Annotated in this window: 19 protein-coding genes and 1 other RNA gene; 7 read left to right on the forward strand and 13 right to left on the reverse strand. The window is 39.0% G+C overall.

Annotated elements, in window-relative coordinates; translation table 11 throughout:
• Nucleotide 1: 1 nt before the first annotated feature.
• Nucleotides 2-667, reverse strand: coding sequence for a Rossmann-fold NAD(P)-binding domain-containing protein (locus tag HLH14_RS05330; protein WP_067724584.1), 666 nt, complete (start codon nt 665-667; stop codon nt 2-4).
• A 215-nt stretch (nt 668-882) separates the two neighbouring features.
• On the opposite strand from HLH14_RS05330, the gene rpsT reads away from it, so the two are divergent.
• Together rpsT and HLH14_RS05340 are read left to right on the forward strand one after the other, a co-directional pair.
• Entirely contained in the window at nt 883-1149 is a 267-nt protein-coding gene (gene rpsT / locus HLH14_RS05335) for a 30S ribosomal protein S20 (protein ID WP_067724582.1), read from the forward strand.
• A gap of 399 nt (nt 1150-1548) precedes the next feature.
• Nucleotides 1549-1992 carry an META domain-containing protein gene (locus HLH14_RS05340; protein WP_067724580.1) on the forward strand — a complete coding sequence of 148 codons (444 nt, stop codon included), beginning with the start codon at nt 1549-1551 and terminating at the stop codon, nt 1990-1992.
• A 56-nt stretch (nt 1993-2048) separates the two neighbouring features.
• Here the strand turns inward: HLH14_RS05340 and HLH14_RS05345 are convergent, their stop codons facing one another.
• From HLH14_RS05345 to HLH14_RS05355, 3 genes are all read right to left on the reverse strand, one after another.
• A complete protein-coding gene (locus HLH14_RS05345) occupies nt 2049-2246 on the reverse strand; it encodes a hypothetical protein (protein WP_067724578.1) in 198 nt (65 codons plus the stop codon).
• Between the two features lie 418 nt (nt 2247-2664).
• Entirely contained in the window at nt 2665-3402 is a 738-nt protein-coding gene (locus tag HLH14_RS05350) for a histidine phosphatase family protein (RefSeq protein WP_067724576.1), read from the reverse strand.
• A gap of 56 nt (nt 3403-3458) precedes the next feature.
• Nucleotides 3459-4313 (reverse strand): 3'(2'),5'-bisphosphate nucleotidase CysQ family protein, encoded by an 855-nt coding sequence (locus HLH14_RS05355; protein WP_067724574.1) that lies wholly within the window; start codon nt 4311-4313, stop codon nt 3459-3461.
• A gap of 13 nt (nt 4314-4326) precedes the next feature.
• Between HLH14_RS05355 and HLH14_RS05360 the strand changes: the two genes are divergently transcribed.
• From HLH14_RS05360 to HLH14_RS05375, 4 genes are all read left to right on the forward strand, one after another.
• Nucleotides 4327-5013 carry an HAD-IA family hydrolase gene (locus HLH14_RS05360; protein WP_067724572.1) on the forward strand — a complete coding sequence of 229 codons (687 nt, stop codon included), beginning with the start codon at nt 4327-4329 and terminating at the stop codon, nt 5011-5013.
• Nucleotides 5006-5443 carry an RNA-binding S4 domain-containing protein gene (locus HLH14_RS05365; protein WP_171532774.1) on the forward strand — a complete coding sequence of 146 codons (438 nt, stop codon included), beginning with the start codon at nt 5006-5008 and terminating at the stop codon, nt 5441-5443. Before HLH14_RS05360 ends, HLH14_RS05365 begins: the two co-directional genes overlap by 8 nt.
• 411 nt (nt 5444-5854) lie before the next feature.
• Nucleotides 5855-6898: a recombinase RecA gene (gene recA, locus HLH14_RS05370; protein ID WP_067724567.1), complete on the forward strand. Its 1044-nt coding sequence runs from the start codon at nt 5855-5857 to the stop codon at nt 6896-6898.
• An 87-nt stretch (nt 6899-6985) separates the two neighbouring features.
• The gene (locus HLH14_RS05375) at nt 6986-7588 is read left to right on the forward strand and encodes a regulatory protein RecX (protein ID WP_067724564.1); all 603 of its coding nucleotides are present in this window, start codon (nt 6986-6988) and stop codon (nt 7586-7588) included.
• 44 nt (nt 7589-7632) lie between these two features.
• Here HLH14_RS05375 and ffs read toward each other — a convergent pair.
• Nucleotides 7633-7729: signal recognition particle sRNA small type (ffs, locus tag HLH14_RS05380), an RNA gene on the reverse strand.
• Nucleotides 7730-8024: 295 nt separating this feature from the next.
• Here ffs and HLH14_RS05385 point away from each other — a divergent pair.
• Entirely contained in the window at nt 8025-8882 is an 858-nt protein-coding gene (locus HLH14_RS05385; protein ID WP_067724562.1) for a YbgF trimerization domain-containing protein, read from the forward strand.
• 56 nt (nt 8883-8938) lie between these two features.
• On the opposite strand, the gene lpxA is transcribed toward HLH14_RS05385, so the two are convergent.
• From lpxA to HLH14_RS05425, 8 genes are all read right to left on the reverse strand, one after another.
• Nucleotides 8939-9727, reverse strand: a complete 789-nt coding sequence (gene lpxA / locus HLH14_RS05390) for an acyl-ACP--UDP-N-acetylglucosamine O-acyltransferase (RefSeq protein ID WP_067724560.1) — start codon at nt 9725-9727, stop codon at nt 8939-8941.
• Nucleotides 9724-10209 (reverse strand): 3-hydroxyacyl-ACP dehydratase FabZ, encoded by a 486-nt coding sequence (gene fabZ / locus HLH14_RS05395; RefSeq protein WP_155859830.1) that lies wholly within the window; start codon nt 10207-10209, stop codon nt 9724-9726. Before fabZ ends, lpxA begins: the two co-directional genes overlap by 4 nt.
• Nucleotides 10210-10215: 6 nt before the next feature.
• Entirely contained in the window at nt 10216-11283 is a 1068-nt protein-coding gene (gene lpxD / locus HLH14_RS05400) for a UDP-3-O-(3-hydroxymyristoyl)glucosamine N-acyltransferase (RefSeq protein ID WP_067724556.1), read from the reverse strand.
• Between the two features lie 3 nt (nt 11284-11286).
• On the reverse strand, nt 11287-11784 hold the full coding sequence (locus HLH14_RS05405; RefSeq protein ID WP_067724554.1) for an OmpH/Skp family outer membrane protein: 498 nt from the start codon (nt 11782-11784) through the stop codon (nt 11287-11289).
• A gap of 76 nt (nt 11785-11860) precedes the next feature.
• Nucleotides 11861-14392, reverse strand: a complete 2532-nt coding sequence (bamA, locus tag HLH14_RS05410; protein WP_067724552.1) for an outer membrane protein assembly factor BamA — start codon at nt 14390-14392, stop codon at nt 11861-11863.
• Nucleotides 14393-14433: 41 nt separating this feature from the next.
• Nucleotides 14434-15789: an RIP metalloprotease RseP gene (gene rseP, locus HLH14_RS05415; RefSeq protein WP_067724551.1), complete on the reverse strand. Its 1356-nt coding sequence runs from the start codon at nt 15787-15789 to the stop codon at nt 14434-14436.
• Between the two features lie 3 nt (nt 15790-15792).
• Nucleotides 15793-16989, reverse strand: a complete 1197-nt coding sequence (ispC, locus tag HLH14_RS05420; protein WP_067724549.1) for a 1-deoxy-D-xylulose-5-phosphate reductoisomerase — start codon at nt 16987-16989, stop codon at nt 15793-15795.
• Nucleotides 16990-17814, reverse strand: a complete 825-nt coding sequence (locus tag HLH14_RS05425) for a phosphatidate cytidylyltransferase (RefSeq protein WP_067724546.1) — start codon at nt 17812-17814, stop codon at nt 16990-16992. It abuts the gene before it with no gap.
• Nucleotides 17815-17817: the final 3 nt, after the last annotated feature.

The following is a 17817-nucleotide window of genomic DNA, read 5'->3' on the forward strand; positions in this document are numbered from 1 at the left end:
CTCATTTGGAATTTTGTATGCGTAAATTATCATAAATTTCAAATTTTTCAGTTTGAGTTTGCGCTGCCTCGACCATAGTATGAGCCACTTGCTTTGCTGTAACTGGCTTATATTTAAATGAGTCAGGTACTAAATGCGAGAATTTCCGATAGAGCTTTTGAGTCAGATCTTCCAAGCTTCGTTGTTCTGGACGGTCACCTAACAATAATGAAGGACGTAGAATCGATACACGTTCAAGGTTTAAAATCTGGATATGCTTTTCCAGTTCACCTTTCACTCTATTATAGAAAAAATTTGAGTTGCTATTTGCACCCATTGCGCTGATCAGTAAGTAATGGGTATGGGTCGATTCAAATAAATCGGCAAAATGTGCATTTATTTCATAATCAATATCATGAAATTTTTGCTTAGATCCCGCTTTCTTCAGCGTTGTCCCCAAACAACTAAATGCATGGCTATATCCATTCACATCTTCGTCATTGAGCAAAAGAAAATCATCGAGAATGAATTGTTGTACTTTTTCCAAGCTTTTGAGTTCTGAATCTTCACGACGGACCACTGCTGTAATTTTTTCGCAACTTTCTATACGATTGAGTTGGTTCAGTAGCTCACGACCTACTAAACCTGTTGCTCCAATCACAATTGCACTTTTAATTGATTTAGTCATTTTTTAAGCAATCTCTATAGGTTATTACTAATCTAACGGTTTCTTTAGAATTTTTATGCATCTAAAATGTTGTCAAAGCAAGTCAAGACTTGACTTAACGTCATAGTTTAATCACAATATGGCACTTGTTTACGGGCTGGTGACAATTCTTCTGATGAAGGTTTTCAGTTGCAATTTCAGCCCGCCCAGACCAATCTAATTCAAGGAGTGCACGAGTGGCAAACTCTGCTCAAGCTAAAAAACGTGCCCGTCAAAACGTTAAAGCACGTAAACACAACGCTAGCTTACGTTCAATGGTTCGTACTTATATCAAACGTACAGTAGCTGCTATCGCTGCTGGTGATTATGCAGTTGCTACAGAAGCTTACAAAGCAACTGTACCTGTAATCGATCGTATGGCTGATAAAGGCATCATCCATAAAAACAAAGCTGCTCGTCATAAGAGCCGTTTGAATGCACAAGTTAAAGCTTTGGCTAACTAAGTTGTTGCATTGAAAAAAGCCCGTTAAGGGCTTTTTTTACGCCTGAAATTTCATCACTTATAAGTAAAATATATAATTTTTTGCACTTCAAATACTTTAGCTGATTAAGATTAAATTGTAATGAATTGAAAGCCGAATGATTGAATGCTGTTTAAACCACTTATATAACAAATATATGATTAATAAATAATTCTAATCTTATCTGTATCTTTGAGTTTATTAGTCCTTGTAACATTTAACACCTCTTGTTTACCCAAAATAATACATGTTTATTTTCCGATCAACTCTTGTAGATGATTAGTTAACAATCAAATGAATTCTAAGAAAATTTTATAAACTGCAATTTGTTTTAACTACCTCACAATTATCTTTAAGTATTAAATTAATTGGAGAAAAGCAATGTTAAGAAAAATTATTCTCGCTATAAGTATAACAACTTCCTTAACTTTAGTTGGTTGTAGTACATCTATGCCAAATCCCTCCACTGATCGGAATTTAGATCAATTGCAAAATAAAAATTGGGTCTTAACCGAAATTAATCAAGTTGTTTATAAAGCTGACCCGACCCAGTCTGCGGTTCCCACTATGACATTTGATAGTAATGAAGTAAGCGGCACCGATGGATGTAACCAATTCATGGGAGGTTATGCTGTTATGGGAACTCAGATTAAATTTGCAAATCTAAAAGCAGTAGAAAATAACGCATGTTCAAATGCAACCAATTTACCGCAAAAGTTCTCTCAAGCATTAAGTCAAGTTGTGAGCTATGAGGCTTCCAAGACGGAATTAAAGTTCCTCGATAGCAATAACAGAGTGATTATCAAATTTAAAAATCTTAAATAGATATAAATTAGCCCTCATTTGAGGGCTTTTTTTATTTTGTTAAAATAGCTTTGGTGCTAAGAAATAGACCATAAATAATAATAGGCTTGAATATCTTGATTTAAGAATTCATCATTTTCAGGATCGTAATGAAAAGGTGTATCACTCAAAAGATCTTCACAGTGAAGTGAGGTTAAATATTTTTTTAAGAACTGTTTAAAACTTTCAATTTTTGCAGGAAACGTATTTTCACCATCCCATAAAATCACGTCCATTTTCAGCGTCCTAAAATCATATCTTCTTGTTTTGAGTATATTGCTACACAAAACACAATTCAATATATTTTTGATAAATACATCACACTTTAATTCAACTACTTTTTTAAATCTCCTTTCTTCTTTTACTTTTGAATATTCATACCAAACAATATGCTAAATACTTATATCCCCTTAATATAGCTTCATTTTTCTCATAAAATATGAGACTGTAAGAACACTTATTTATATGACTTTCTAAGCTTATGGCTGAAATTTTGGAAAGTCGGTCCATACCCCCATTTTAATTTAATGAGTGTTAAAACAGATCAAATATTTAAAATTACGGAACACAAGATGGATCTATCATTTTTGAATAGAGCACCATCTTGGTAGATTTTTAATGTGATTTAAATTTTTATTCTTATAAGTAACTCTTTTATTTTTCTAACTTTTGAAACTCTCGAATCGAAAGTTCCTGCACTTTACCGCGCCAAATCCATTTGAGTTTCGATTCTAAAAACTCGTCTCCTTCAAACCAGACAAACAAACCTTCCATCATTTGTGGCCAGTCTTCCCGACTGATGGTATTACGCCCAGAAATTACGGCAATGATTGCAGCTAAAATCGTATCGTGACTCACCGCCAAACTTAAACCAAAATGATCTTGGGGATGAGTATTATAAATAAGCTCTAATACGTCTACCACACCCGTAATCGGATGTTTCATTCCCGGCAAGGCATTATTGACAAAACTGTTGATAAAGCCCAAAGCCCCTTGTTTGCTAAAATATGGGCCTGCCTGTTTGATATCTAGCACAAAACTTCCAGGTTCAACCAACAAGCCTTGCTCGACGATTTCAATATAATGGGTATTTTGCGCAAGCGTACTCGAATCAGCACCTTGAATCATTAAAGCTGCCGTATCGACACAGCGTTGAATTGGACTTGAAATACAGTGCTGAATACTCCGGTCTGTATTCTCAATTAAATATGTGCCCCACGCCTGTGCCAAGTCACGACCTTGTGAGGTTAACTGTAAATCATAGCCAGCCAAACCCTGCCCAGCCACTACTTCACGAATAGAATGACGAGTAAATAAAGTCACAGGTGTTTTTGCATCGGGCAATAAATCAATTGCCTTGAGCATACTTGCAGGGAGTAGGTCTAATGCCATGATGCAGCCAAAAATTAAACATGGTTCGGCACACTATAGCATGTTAAAACATCAGCTCAATGGATGTTCGCCATAAGTCCTAGAGCATGGAATGCTAATTTTTTTATTTCGATATTCTTAAATGCAATAAAGCCACCGTTCAATAAATTATCCCGTTGATTATATAAAAAGGGTCTGCCCTTTAAATCAACCAGCCCACCGCCAATACGTTCAATAAGACATTGACCTGCGCTTGTATCCCACTCGCTAGTTGGATGAAACCGTGGATAAATATCTACTTTTCCTTCAAGGATCATACAAAACTTATAAGCACTCCCTGCCTTAAATTCAACAACTTCAACTTGTTGTTTTAATATTTCTAAATATTCAGCATATTTTGACCGACCTTGGCTGCTTTGACTTAAGCCAACTTGAATCACAGTTGACGGTTTATCTTCGAGATACTCCCACCATTGCCCGGTTTGAAGCTCAAATTTCAACGGTAAACCTTGCCTCGGGCAAATATAGAGCGTCTGCTCAGCCGGAATGGCCAATATGGCAAAAGTGGTATGTGCGCCTTCCACCAAACTTAAGTTGATGGTAAATTCAGGTCGCTTATGCAGAAATTCTTTGGTTCCATCCAAAGGATCCAACAACCAGAAGTTTTGCCATTGCTTCCGTTCGGTATGGTCACCTTCTTCTGACAACAAAGGGATCTCTGGAAAATTATTCTGTAATGATAGGGTGATAAATTCATTGACTCGGTGATCTGCTTGGGTCACAGGAGAATTGTCACTTTTTCTCTCGACATCAAAAGCTCCACCCGCACAATATGCCTGATATTCTACTCGCAAAATTTCACATGCCTGTGTCACAATGGGTACAAGCTGTAAAATCAAAGCATCTTGTGGTGCTGTTGTTGTTTTAAACATAGATTACCTTCATATGTCGAATTACTCAGAAAAACCGACCATCATTTTTGATATGGATGGCACGCTCCTTGACCTTGCTTATGATGATTTCATCTGGAATCATCAACTTCCCATTCGCTATGCGGTCACGCATGGCTGCACGCTCGAACAAAGCACTGAATCTCTATTTCAGTTCTATCAGCAACACAATCATACCCTAAATTGGTATTCAACCCGGTTTTGGAGCGCAAAAGTGGGCGTCGATACCCTTGCACTGCAACATGAATTTAAACATAAGGTTGCTTTACGTTCTGGCTGTATAGAACTGCTGGATTATTTAAAAGCCAATGGCTATGCCTGCTGGATTGCAACCAATGCAGATTGCGAAGGTTTAAAGTTTAAACTTGAACACACCCAAATCGCTGATTATTTTGATGTGATTATCAGCAGTGAAAGTATAGGTTATGCCAAAGAATCGATCGAATTCTGGCAAAAGCTGCATACCTTACATCCATTCCAAGAAAAATCCGCTTATTTTATTGATGACACAGAAAAAGTCCTGAAAGGTGCAGAAAAATTTGGTATTCAGAATTTAATTACCATTGCACAGCCCTCATCTAAAGGAAATATACGGACTGAAAGTCCTTATCCTATTTTACAAGACTTGACTGATTTAATCGTCATGTTAGAACAAGCAGAGGATTTGAAAAAATATGCCTAATCCTTCTCAACAAAACACCGTTGAAAGTATGCGGGTGGATAAATGGCTGTGGGCGGCACGTTTTTTTAAAACACGTTCAATATCCAAAGCTGCCATTGAAGGCGGAAAAGTCCACCATAACGGTGAACGTGTCAAAGTTTCCAAAGAAGTTCGCGTTGGAATGGAACTGACCATTCAGCAAGGTTTTGATCGAAAAACCTTTGTGATAAAAGCATTGTCAGCAAACCGTGGTGCAGCCTCCATTGCACAACAACTGTATGAAGAAACAGAAGTCAGTGTGGCACGACGAGAGTTGCTTACAACACAAAGAAAGTTGCATAATCTAGCCCGACCTGAACATCGGCCGAGTAAAAAAGATCGCCGGCAAATCAGTAAATTTAAACAAGATAATGATCAACAGTTTGACCAAGACTGGTCTTACAGCGATTAGGGTCTATTGACACTTCGTCTATGTTTGCGACGACGCATATTTTTTAGCTGATATGAGGCGTGGAGCAGGAAATTTAGTCATTCTAAATGACTGCTTCGCAACGATATAGCAGCAAAAAATATGCTCGTCCTATAAGGCTGTGGCTAAAATTATCTCAGATTTCGTTATGAAACTTAAAAATAGTCTCGCTATTCTCTTCGTCTCATGCCTCATCTGCTCAATTTTAGCCTACAGCGCAAGCCATTTATGAAATGTCAACAGACCCCATTTAAGCGTCATATTCTGTCGTGCTCGACCGAATTGATATAGAACATAAAGAATGAATCTGTCACGATACTTGGGTGGAACATGTTTTAAAGTAACTCATCCACTTAAGTTAATATTTTTGTGACATCGTTTTGAGGTTGTGAGATGGATGATAATAAAAGTAAGGCGCTCAATGCTGCGCTAAGCCAAATTGAAAAACAATTTGGTAAAAACACAGTAATGCGTCTTGGTGATAACACCGTACTGGCTGTTGAAGCGGTATCTACAGGGTCTTTAACACTGGATATCGCACTGGGTATTGGTGGCTTACCGAAAGGTCGTATCGTGGAAATCTACGGGCCTGAATCTTCAGGTAAAACCACGATGACTTTGCAAGCAATTGCACAATGTCAAAAAGCGGGTGGTACCTGTGCCTTCATCGATGCCGAACATGCGCTTGACCCTCAATATGCACGCAAGCTGGGTGTAGACCTCGATAACCTGTTGGTTTCTCAGCCAGACAATGGTGAACAGGCACTTGAAATTGCAGACATGCTGGTTCGCTCTGGCGCAGTTGACATGATCGTTGTCGATTCCGTGGCTGCATTGACGCCTCGCGCAGAAATTGAAGGCGAAATGGGCGACTCACACATGGGCTTACAAGCACGTTTAATGAGTCAGGCATTACGTAAAATTACCGGTAATGCAAAACGCTCTAACTGTATGGTCATCTTCATTAACCAGATTCGTATGAAGATTGGTGTGATGTTCGGTAGCCCTGAAACCACAACCGGTGGTAATGCACTTAAATTCTACGCTTCTATACGTCTGGATATCCGTCGTATTGGTCAAGTGAAAGAAGGCGATGAAATTGTCGGTTCTGAAACACGTGTTAAAGTCGTGAAGAACAAAATGGCACCTCCGTTCAGAGAAGCATTATTCCAGATTTTGTATGGTAAAGGTGTGAATCAACTGGGTGAACTGGTTGATCTTGCAGTTGCGCAAGAACTGGTACAAAAAGCAGGTGCTTGGTATTCATATCAAGGCAATAAAATTGGTCAGGGTAAAAACAATGTTATCCGCCATTTAGAGGAAAATCCTCAAATTGCACAAGAACTTGATCGCCTCATTCGCGAAAAGCTGTTAACACCTGTAACCAAGCCAATTGAAGAAAAAGACGAAGAAGAACCAGACTTGCTAGATGCTTAAATAGCATGATGTTAAAGTCGAATTTTTCGAGTTAAACTGTAAAACGCCCTACGGGGCGTTTTTTATTTGATGTGATCGATACACAATATGAGTAATCCAAAATTCCCCAAAATGCTTGACTATGAATCCATCAAACAACAATTTGATGATTCATCAGCAGAATCAACAACAGCATTACCATCCGCTCCCGTAGAATCAGAAGCATTACACTTTGAAGACAACCCACAGCCCAAGCCAAAAGGCCTCACAGGCTCTCGTTTACGCTCTTATGCATTTGCAGTACTGACACGTAGAGAATACTCAAAAGCCGACCTTATTGAGAAACTTGCGCTCTATGCCATGGATCGTGATGAGGTATTAAAACTGGTTGATGAGCTGGCAAAAGAAAATTATCAAAGTGACCAACGTGTAGCTGAAATTATGCTGTCTAGCCAAAAACGAAAAGGCAAAGGTCCAAACTGCATTAAGCTGGCTTTAAAATCAAAAAAAATTGACGCGAGTTTAATTCAGGAAGAATTAAAAGAAACCGATTGGAATGAACAGGCGTATCAACTGAAAGTAAAAAAATATGGTGCAAAAGTAGAAAAAGAGCCAAAGCTTAAAGCAAAACAAATTCGCTTTTTAATGTATCGGGGTTTTGAAATGGATGCGATTATTAAAGCAATTACAAGAAAAGAAGATGATTTTTAAGAGAGGAATAGAATAAAAATTATTATTTTAGAAACTGGTGGCAACCCCACTAGCAAAACTTCGGCACATCATAGATCTGTTACCGTTGCTACCTTCCGGTCCTGGCGGGGTTCACAGAGTACAATTGCGAAGCCACCAGCGGGGCTACCATTGCAAGATCAGAGTATAGAGATTTTTATTTAACTTGCAAGCCTTCAAATCACTTTTCGGGCCACATCGCTTTTATTTGATTATTAAAAAAACAATCTTGATTAAAAACAGCATTTTTGTATATTTTTTATGTGGACTATCAATTACTTTAAACCTACCACAAGTTTGTAAATGCATATTGCATTTCACGGCATGGACGTTTTTAATGTGGTCAGATCTTTTAAACAGGTACATTCCAAATGTCGCAAATTTTGAATATGCCTAAGAATACGAAATGGATGTTTTTATGATGCTCAAACAGCATGCTTTATGTGTACTCGCCTTACTTAGCTCAGCTTCACTTTATGCGAACATTCCAATTGAATCTCGTGGTTTAAGTCAAACCAGCATTGAACCAAGTGCAAATAATATCGCAATTGATTCAGGTGCCACCACTGCCAATGTACCGACCAATCTAAATTGGCAAATTATGCAGAAAAATCAGCAATTAGAAAATGATATTCGTGCATTACGTGGCAAAATTGAAGAGCAAGACAATGAAATTGAAAAGCTTAAGCATGAACTCACCAATCGCTATACCGACTTGGATCAGCGCCTAGAACTATTGCAGCAAAAAATAGATCCAGAAAGCGCAACGCCAGAGGAGGAGAACCAACAGGATACTCCTCCCAGCACAGTGAATGCCCCAACTCCATTAGCAGCAAAGGCAACCAATCCTCCGCCAGCAGCTGTTAGTACTCAACCGGCTGCAGCAAATACTCAAGCTGCTTCTTCGGCTGATCTGGACAAAGCTGCTTATACGGTTGCTTTAGATGCTTATAAACAAGGCGGTGCAAAGAAAGCCATTGCACCGATGAAAAATTTTATTAAAAATAACCCCAACAGTATTTATATTAGTAATGCTTATTTCTGGTTAGCAGAATTCAATTTGGCCATTGAGCCTACCAATTACACAGAAGCAAAAAAGAATTATAATATTGTAATCAATCAATATCCTAATTCAGCTAAAGCAACTCGAGCGCTCTACCAACTTCACAATATCGCCAAAGATGTAGATCACAATACAACGCTCGCCAACCAACTTAAAAGCAAACTCGTTAAAGACTATCCAAAATCCGAAGAAGCGGGTTATTTCAAGAAATGAAAATACAAAAAAAAGACACCATAAAAGGTGTCTTTTTTATGCCACACAATATTCAATTAGCGAACAATACCACGCTTGGATTGTTCTAAAGAATCAACCAGCAACTGAACTTCAGGAACTTCTGGAAGAATTTCCGCACGAATCTGTTGAATCGCCTGTTCAGTGGTTAAACCTTCTTTGTAAATCAATTTAAATGCTTGGCGCAATGCCTGAATGACATCCTTAGTCCAACCTTTACGACGCATACCTTCAACATTCATCGCGAAAGCATGTGCTGGATTACCTGAAACCATCACATAAGCAGGTACATCTTTTAGAATTAAAGAAGCACCGCCAATCATACTGAAAGAATCAATTTTGCAGAATTGATGGATCCCGGAGTTTCCACCAACCACCACATAGTCACCGACATGAACATGCCCAGCAACACCGACATTATTGGCAAAAATATTATGATCACCCACCACACAGTCATGTGCAATATGGGTATTCACCATCAATAAATTATGGCTGCCAATTTTTGTAAGGCCCTGATCTTGGGTCGTACCACGGTGCAAACTACAATGTTCACGAATGGAGTTGTGATCGCCAATTTCAAGCCAGGTTTCTTCGCCAGCATATTTTAAATCCTGACATACTTCACCCACACTCGCAAACTGGAATATTTCGTTGTTTTTCCCAATGCGAGTATAGCCACCTATAACTACATGTGAATGTAGCTTAGTGCCTTCACCAATGCTGACCTGTGGTCCAATAATACAATAAGGACCAATTTGTACATCTGAAGCGATTACTGCAGATGAGTCAATAATGGCGGTTGGGTGAATTAAATCGTTATTACTCATGCCTGCTCTATTTTCTGATGCGAAACTATAATTTCCGCGGTAGTTGCTACAACGCCATCAACAGTGGCTATACAATTATATTTGTAAATGCCACGTTTGTGCATAACCAACTCTGATTTTAATACGAGTTGATCACCAGCAACGACTTGTTTTTTAAAACGAACCTTTTCAGCGCCCGCAAAAAGAAACAATGAACCGGGGCCTGGTTTTTCATTATTCATGATAAAACCAAGTATACCAGAGACTTGAGCTAATGCCTCAACAATCAGCACCCCAGGCATAATTGGATAGCCGGGGAAATGTCCCTGTAAAAACTCTTCGTTGATCGAAACATTTTTATAACCAACGATACCATTATCAGTCACGTCAACAACTCGATCGACCAATAAAAATGGATAGCGGTGAGGTAAATATTCACGAATTTGTTGAATGTGCATTGGCAATTCAGGTTTCGTAAATGCAGCAGTATTCGACTCAGTCATCATATTCTATTTACGCTTAAAAGTTGATTCAAGGGACTCTATTTGAGCCTGTATATGATCAAGCCGTTTCACTAATTGGGTCAATGGCACATCTGCTAATTGTTTAAAGCGTACTGCAGCGCGTTTCCAGTGTAAACTTTCCAGCATTGGCGTGCCAGAAGAATAGCTACCTGCCTCAGAAATATTTTTTGTGACCATTGACATGCCGGTAATCGTGACATTATCCGCAATATTAATGTGACCTACCACCCCGACCGCACCAGCAAATACACAGTTTTTGCCAATTGTGGTACTACCCGCAATACCACATTTTGCTGCAAGCGCTGTATTGGCACCAATCTTGACGTTATGGGCAATTTGCACAAGGTTATCAACAATCACGCCATCTTCTAGAATTGTGTCGTCTAGGGCACCACGATCAATACTACAATTTGATCCAATTCGTACGTCATTCCCAATTTTAACTGAACCTAATTGTGCAATACGATGCCATTTACCTTGATAAGGTGCGAAGCCAAAACCTTCTCCACCAATCACACTGTTGGCATGAATACGGACTCGATTACCTACTTTGGTTTCACCTGTTAAAGTGACATGTGAATCAATAAAACATTGTTTGCCAATTTCTACGTCATCATCGATTTTAACGTGGGATTGAACGACTGTTTCATCACCCACCACACAATTTTCACCGATCACCACATAATGTCCAATATAGGCACTATCAGCAACAATGGCAGAGGAATGAATTTGAGCTGTACTTTCGATACCCTGCTGCGTATGTTTTTTCTCAAAAACATGCGTCAAAATTGCGAAAGCAAGATAAGGATTATCAACCACAATAAAATTATTATGTGTATCTAACTGTGATTTTAAAGCTGCAGTGACAATCAATGCACCTGCTTCTGAAGCACGTGCATGATCTAAGTATTTTTCAGCATTTACAAATGCAATATGTTTGGCTTGAGCGACATCTAAGCTTGCCAATCCTTCCAACATTAAATCAGATTGACCGACATACTCACCTTGTACAAGGCGAGCAAGATCTTCTAAGCGAAATTGTCTAGGATTCATTGATTACTTAATAATATTGACCTTTTGAATCATTTTATCAGTTAAATCATATTTAGGGTCATAAGCAAGCGCTGAATTTTTATTCAAAACAACATCTAAATTATTTTCTTTACGCAATTGTTCCGCAGTTTGCTTCACACGTGCATCAAAAACATTACGAATTTGTTGAATCGAATCTTGTACGCTGTCCTGTACAGATTGCTGTAATTGATTCAATTCTTGAAGCTTGGCTTGATACTGTGCCGAAAGCTTTTGCTTTTCTGCATCTGTAAATTTGGTATTGGATTGTGCCCGTTGCTGTAATGCTTCAAGCTCTTTAGACAACTGCTCAATTTTAGTGGTTTGTGGCTTGATTTTTTGCTGCACAGCTGTGTTTTGCTGTTTTAAATAGCTACTATTTTCTACAAGACGCTCTAAATCAATTACCCCATAACCGGAAGCCTGCGTTAAAGAGGTCGTGCTTGCCAAGGCGATACCCATCACCATCATCATTTTTTGCATCATCTTCTCTTTAAGTTTGATTATGTCAATACACCCGAGAATGTATTAACACAACCTGAATTATTTTTACGTCATCTTAGAAAGTACGACCGATTTCAAACTGGATATTTTTAGTATCATCACCCGATTTATCATTCAATGGGTAAGCATAACTGAGTGAAAGTGGACCTATCATGGTAATCCAGGTAAAGCCGGCACCAACGCTATAACGCATGTTATTTCCATCAAAACCGAAGTTATCTTTACAATATTGCTTCGCATCTACAGATGGATTATTTGCATCGACATACAATGTTCCTTTCGGTATATCACATTGTGTATCAAACACTTGCGCACCCTCAGCAAATACCACAGGACGTACTTGACGAGTCCAATCCCCTTTAAATGGCAAAGGTAATGCGAGTTCTGCACCAAACTGTACTAAGGCATTACCACCCACTTCCTCGGGGTCATTATCTTTAACTCTCGATTCATTATACGTTACACCCGGATATTTCGGACCCAAAGTACTGTTGTCATAACCACGAACCGAACCAAAACCACCGGCATAGAAGTTTTTATAGAATGGCAGATCATTACCATAACCTAACTTACCATAGCCACGAAGTACAAAGTCATATGGTAGTGGCAAGAATGCTTGAGCATCATAAGTCATTTTTTGGTATTCAACATCACTACCAGGTAATGCAATCTCAGCATTCACACGATGTGACATACCATTAGTAGGGAATACAGGACGGTTTAAAGTATTGTATGACCAACCTAAATTAAGATTATAAGTTAAAAAATCCCCATTAAATTTATTATCAAAATCTACTAATGGAACATCACAAACAACTTCTTTTATACCTTTTGCTGGATCTGCAGGATCATTATAGATAATTGTCTGAGTACCGGTACACACACCTTCAGCTCGGCCTGTAGCCTTACCACCATTCGCTAACAAGTAATCTCGAACATAAGTTGAAACATATGGACCTGTGGTTACTTCAGTTTGGTCAATATTCAGACCAGCACTGATGCTTTGGTTCTCATCAATTGGGTAACCAAATGTAATACCACCACCAAAACTGTCAGTCACATAGTTATTGACGTTATAGTCGTCATCCAGCTTGGTTTTACGGTAGTACATGTTATAACCGCGACGCACACCATCAATGGTGAAGTACGGGTCAGTCACACTTAAATTATAATAATCTTGCGTTTCTGAACGGGATAAATCAATCGAAACACTATTACCTGTACCCAAGAAGTTGGTTTGACTTAAACCTGCCTGGAAAGTCACACCACCACTTTGCGAGAAACCAACGGCAAGTGTACTTGTACCAGAATGCTGTTCTTCAACATTGATATTCAAATCAACCTGATCCGGCACATTTGGAATACGCACTGGTTTAATATCTACTGTTTTAAAGAAACCGGTACGTTCCAGACGAACTTTAGACAAGTCAATTTTTTCATTGCTTGCTAATGCACCTTCCATTTGACGCATTTCACGACGTAATACTTCATCCGCAGTTTTGGTATTACCAGTGAAGTTAATACGACGTACCGTCACCTGTTGACCTGGATTAATATAATAATTCAGATTTACCAGTTTGGTTTCTTCATTAATTTCAGGAACCATGTTCACTTCGGCATAGTAATAACCTGCATTACCATACTTACGAAGTAAAAGTTGTTTAACCGCATTTACTTTTTCTTGAGAGTAAATTTCGCCATCTTTATAAATTTGTAGTGCTTTCAATTCTTCTGGTTTATAAAGTGCATCACCCAGGAACTTGGTCTCACCAAATTTAAATTGCTCACCTTCTTCCACAGTGACTTCAACAAAGATATTCTTTTTATCTTCACTCAAGTTCAAACTTGAGTTAGTAATATTAAAGTTGATATAACCTTTGTTTAAATACAATGCACGTAAAGCTTCCAGGCTAGCCGCCATCTTTTCACGCGCATAACGATCGTTACGCGTAACAATCGAACTCCAGCTACTCTCTTTAACCGCAAAAGCTTGCTTGATATCACTTTCTTTAAAAACAGTATTGCCAATAATATTAATATCAACAACTTTAGCTGCTTTACCTTCCACAAACTCAATGGTTAAATCAACACGATTGTTTGGTTTAGCGACCGTTTTAACGCTTACATCAGCGTCATAACGACCTTGCTGCATATATTGTTGTTCAAGTTCGGTTTCAATGGTTTGCAGTGCAGATTTTTTCAAAACCTCGCCTTCTGCAATGCCCATTTTTTTAAGCCCTTCTTCAAGTGCTTCTTTAGGAATGATCTTATTTCCTTTAAACTCAACCTTTGAAATCAGGGGGCGTTCAACTACGGTAAAAACAAGCGTATCCGCTTCTCTTGATGCTTTGATATCATCAAACAAGCCCGTGGCATACAAAGCACGAATTGAATTTGCAATAGTCGTATCATCGACACGATCGCCAGCATTGACAGGCAACATCCCATAGACATTTGTTGGCGTTAAACGAACAAGCCCGTCAATTTTAATATCGCGGACAATGAATTCATCTGCTGCATATACTTGTTGTACTGCTGCCATTGCACTAATGAGCGCCAAAGGCATAAATAAATGTGTGTGCTGCATGCCAGTCTTTTCCGATGTTAATTTATTTCGTATTTACGTTGTTATAAACGCATGAAGTCATTGAATAATGCAAGGAGCATCATGCTGCCGAGCAGTACCATACCAATTTTCAAACCAACCAATTGTATTTGTTCAGAAACAGGTTTACCACGAATCAGCTCAATAAAATAGTAAACTAAATGTCCACCATCAAGCATGGGAATCGGTAATAAATTTAAAATACCCAAACTCACACTCATTAAAGCCATAAAAGAGATAAAGGTCTGCCAACCCATTTCCGCGCTTTGTCCTGCCACTTTCGCAATGGTGATTGGACCGGATAAATTATCCAGGCCAATTAAACCACGAAACATTTTGACGATCGAGTTCAAAATCATACCTGAAATTTGACCCGTTTTATCAACTGCCATCACAAATGCTTCAGTCGGACTATATTGAATCATTTGTTTATAATCTGCAGGAATGTTTATTTTCCCGGGGATACTCTGCACACCAAGCACACCTGAAACATTCCCCATGTTGTCACGTTTAGCTTGTGGCATCACTTGTAAATGTAGCAATTGATTTTGACGTAAGATATCTATTTTTAACAATTTTTCTGGTGAAGCCTGAACCACTTGAACCACATCAAACCAGTCATTCATTTTTACGCCATCAATCGCGATAATTTTGTCGCCTTCTTTCATCCCTTGACGAATCGCTGCACCATCTTCACTGAGTTTGGTGGCAATGGCAGGAATGTGTGGGCGATATGGCATAAAGCCTAAACTGTCTAATGCAGATTGATTTTGATTTTTTAAGAAATTTTGAATGGGTAACTGAAAGGTTTTAACTTGCCCATCACGTTCTGCCTGAATTTCAATTGAACCTGTTTCACCAACACGATCGACCAAAGCAAAATTCAATTTTTCCCATGTCTTGGTTTCAGCACCATCCACTGTGGTAATTTTGTCACCTACCTGCATTTGAACAGTTGCAGCAGGTGTATTCGGTAACACTTTACCAACACGAGTATTCAGTTGTTCTTGGGATGGGATAAATAAAATCCAGAATAAAACTACAGCAAAAGCTAAATTAATCAATGGACCTGCAGCCACAATCGCAATTCGCTTCCATGGATGCTGACGATTAAAGGCTTTGGGTAAATCTTCTTCCGCAACACTACCTTCGCGTTCGTCCAACATTTTTACATAGCCACCTAAGGGCAATGCAGAAAGTTGATATTGAATGCCAGACTTCTTAGATGTCCATTTTAGTAATGTTGGTCCAAAACCAATTGAATAGACCAAAACTTTCACACCGAGTTTACGTGCAACAATATAATGTCCAAATTCATGAATCGCGATAAGCGGTCCAAGTAAAAGAATGGCTGCCACAACAATAAACAAGGCACTCATGATTTAGTTTCCTTTATTGATGACAATTTGCTGTGCAACAGAACGAGCAACTCGGTCAACTTGTAAAATAAGTTCAATCGATTCCGCAGCACCACTTTGAACTTGATTCAAGGTTTGCTCAACCACTTGAGGAATTTCAGTAAAGCCTATGCTATTTTTCAAGAATGCGGCAACAGCAACCTCATTCGCAGCATTTAAAATTGCGGGTGCCAAACCACCACTTTGCATCGCCTGTCGAGCTAGTTTCAAGGCGGGGAAACGTGTTGTATCAGGTTCTTGAAAATCTAACTGTTGATTCATAAACAAATCAAGTGCAGGCACATGGGTTTGAATACGCTCTGGCCACGCAAGTGCATGGGCAATTGGGGTACACATATCCGGATTACCCATTTGCGCCAAAGTCGAACCATCCACGTATTGAACCATAGAATGAATAATACTCTGTGGATGTACAACCACTGTTACAAACTGTTCTGAAATTGCAAAGAGATGACAGGCTTCAATGAGTTCCAAGCCTTTATTCATTAAAGTCGCAGAATCAACAGAGATTTTTTGCCCCATCGACCAATTCGGATGCTTGCACGCTTGTGCAGGCGTCACATTTTGTAATTGTGCAAGGCTATGGTTTAGAAAGGGACCGCCAGACGCGGTAAGCAAAATACGGGATACACCCTGTTTCGGTTGCCCATTACGCTCTGTCTGGAAATAACCAGCGGGCAAGCATTGAAAGATTGCATTATGTTCAGAATCAACTGGAAGCAACTCTGCCTGATAATCATGTGCAGCTTGCATCATCAGGTCACCCGACATTACCAGTGCTTCTTTGTTGGCAAGCAGAACCCGTTTACCTGCTTTAACCGCAGCCAATGTCGGCAACAAACCTGCCGCACCGACAATTGCCGCCATCACCACATCGACATCTGCATGTTCAGCAACAGCAATCAAACCGGCTTCATCGCTTAGAATTTCAATATCGTTAAGATTTTGATTTTGACAATGTAGTTTGAGTTCATCAACTTTACTTGATGGAACAACCGCGATTTTTGGTCGATACTGTTTGCATATTTCAACAAGTTCCAAAATTCGACTATGCGCCGTGACTGCAAATACAGAATACTTTTCAGGATGCTGCTGCAGAATTTTTAAGGTACTTTGACCAATGGAACCCGTTACACCTAATATACAAACAGATTGTGACATCTATAAATCTACACCAATAAGTTTTAAAACATACATGCCTGCAGCAAAAATCGGAGCAGCAGCAAGCAATGAATCAATACGGTCAAGCACACCACCATGTCCTGGCAGAATACGACCCGAATCTTTAATTCCTGCACGACGTTTGATCATCGACTCGAACAAATCGCCCAATACAGAACTAAATACAGTCACTACAGATAAAATTAAAAACAGAATATGCTGAGCCAAAGTTAAATCTAAATAAACAACTTCAACCACTACCACAATAATCATTGCAGTAAAGATACCACCATATAAACCCTCAACCGATTTATTTGGACTAACATCTGGTGCAAGTTTTCTCTTACCCAATTTACGCCCGACAAAATAGGCCCCACTATCTGCCCCCCATACCAGTAAAAACAGGTACATGAGCCACCATGGTGAGCTATTCCAGACTGAAAAAATTGCGGTAACCGCAGCAGAAATTAAAATAAACCCGATCACATTTAAGCTTGAATTATACCAACCATCATAACCTGGATACGATTTAACCCAAAAGATGCTTAAAATCCAAGAGAAAATGGAAGCTGCCCAAAGTAATAGAGCGATATCATTAAAATATAATGCCAAAGTTGCTAATGCTGCTGTCGCTAATCCATAACCCCAAGCCAAGGGTTTCACCAGATTTTTATTTTTTCCTGGCATAAGTTTAAACCACTCATACCCTGCGACCCCTGCTGCAACAATCATCAGCACAAACATTGGATACTGAGACTGTGTAGCAAACATACAACTGAGTACGACTGCTACCAATACCAATGCGGTTATAATCCGCTCTAACATTTA

Source organism: Acinetobacter terrae, assembly GCF_013004375.1.
In the GTDB taxonomy this organism is placed as follows: Bacteria; Pseudomonadota; Gammaproteobacteria; order Pseudomonadales; family Moraxellaceae; genus Acinetobacter; species Acinetobacter terrae.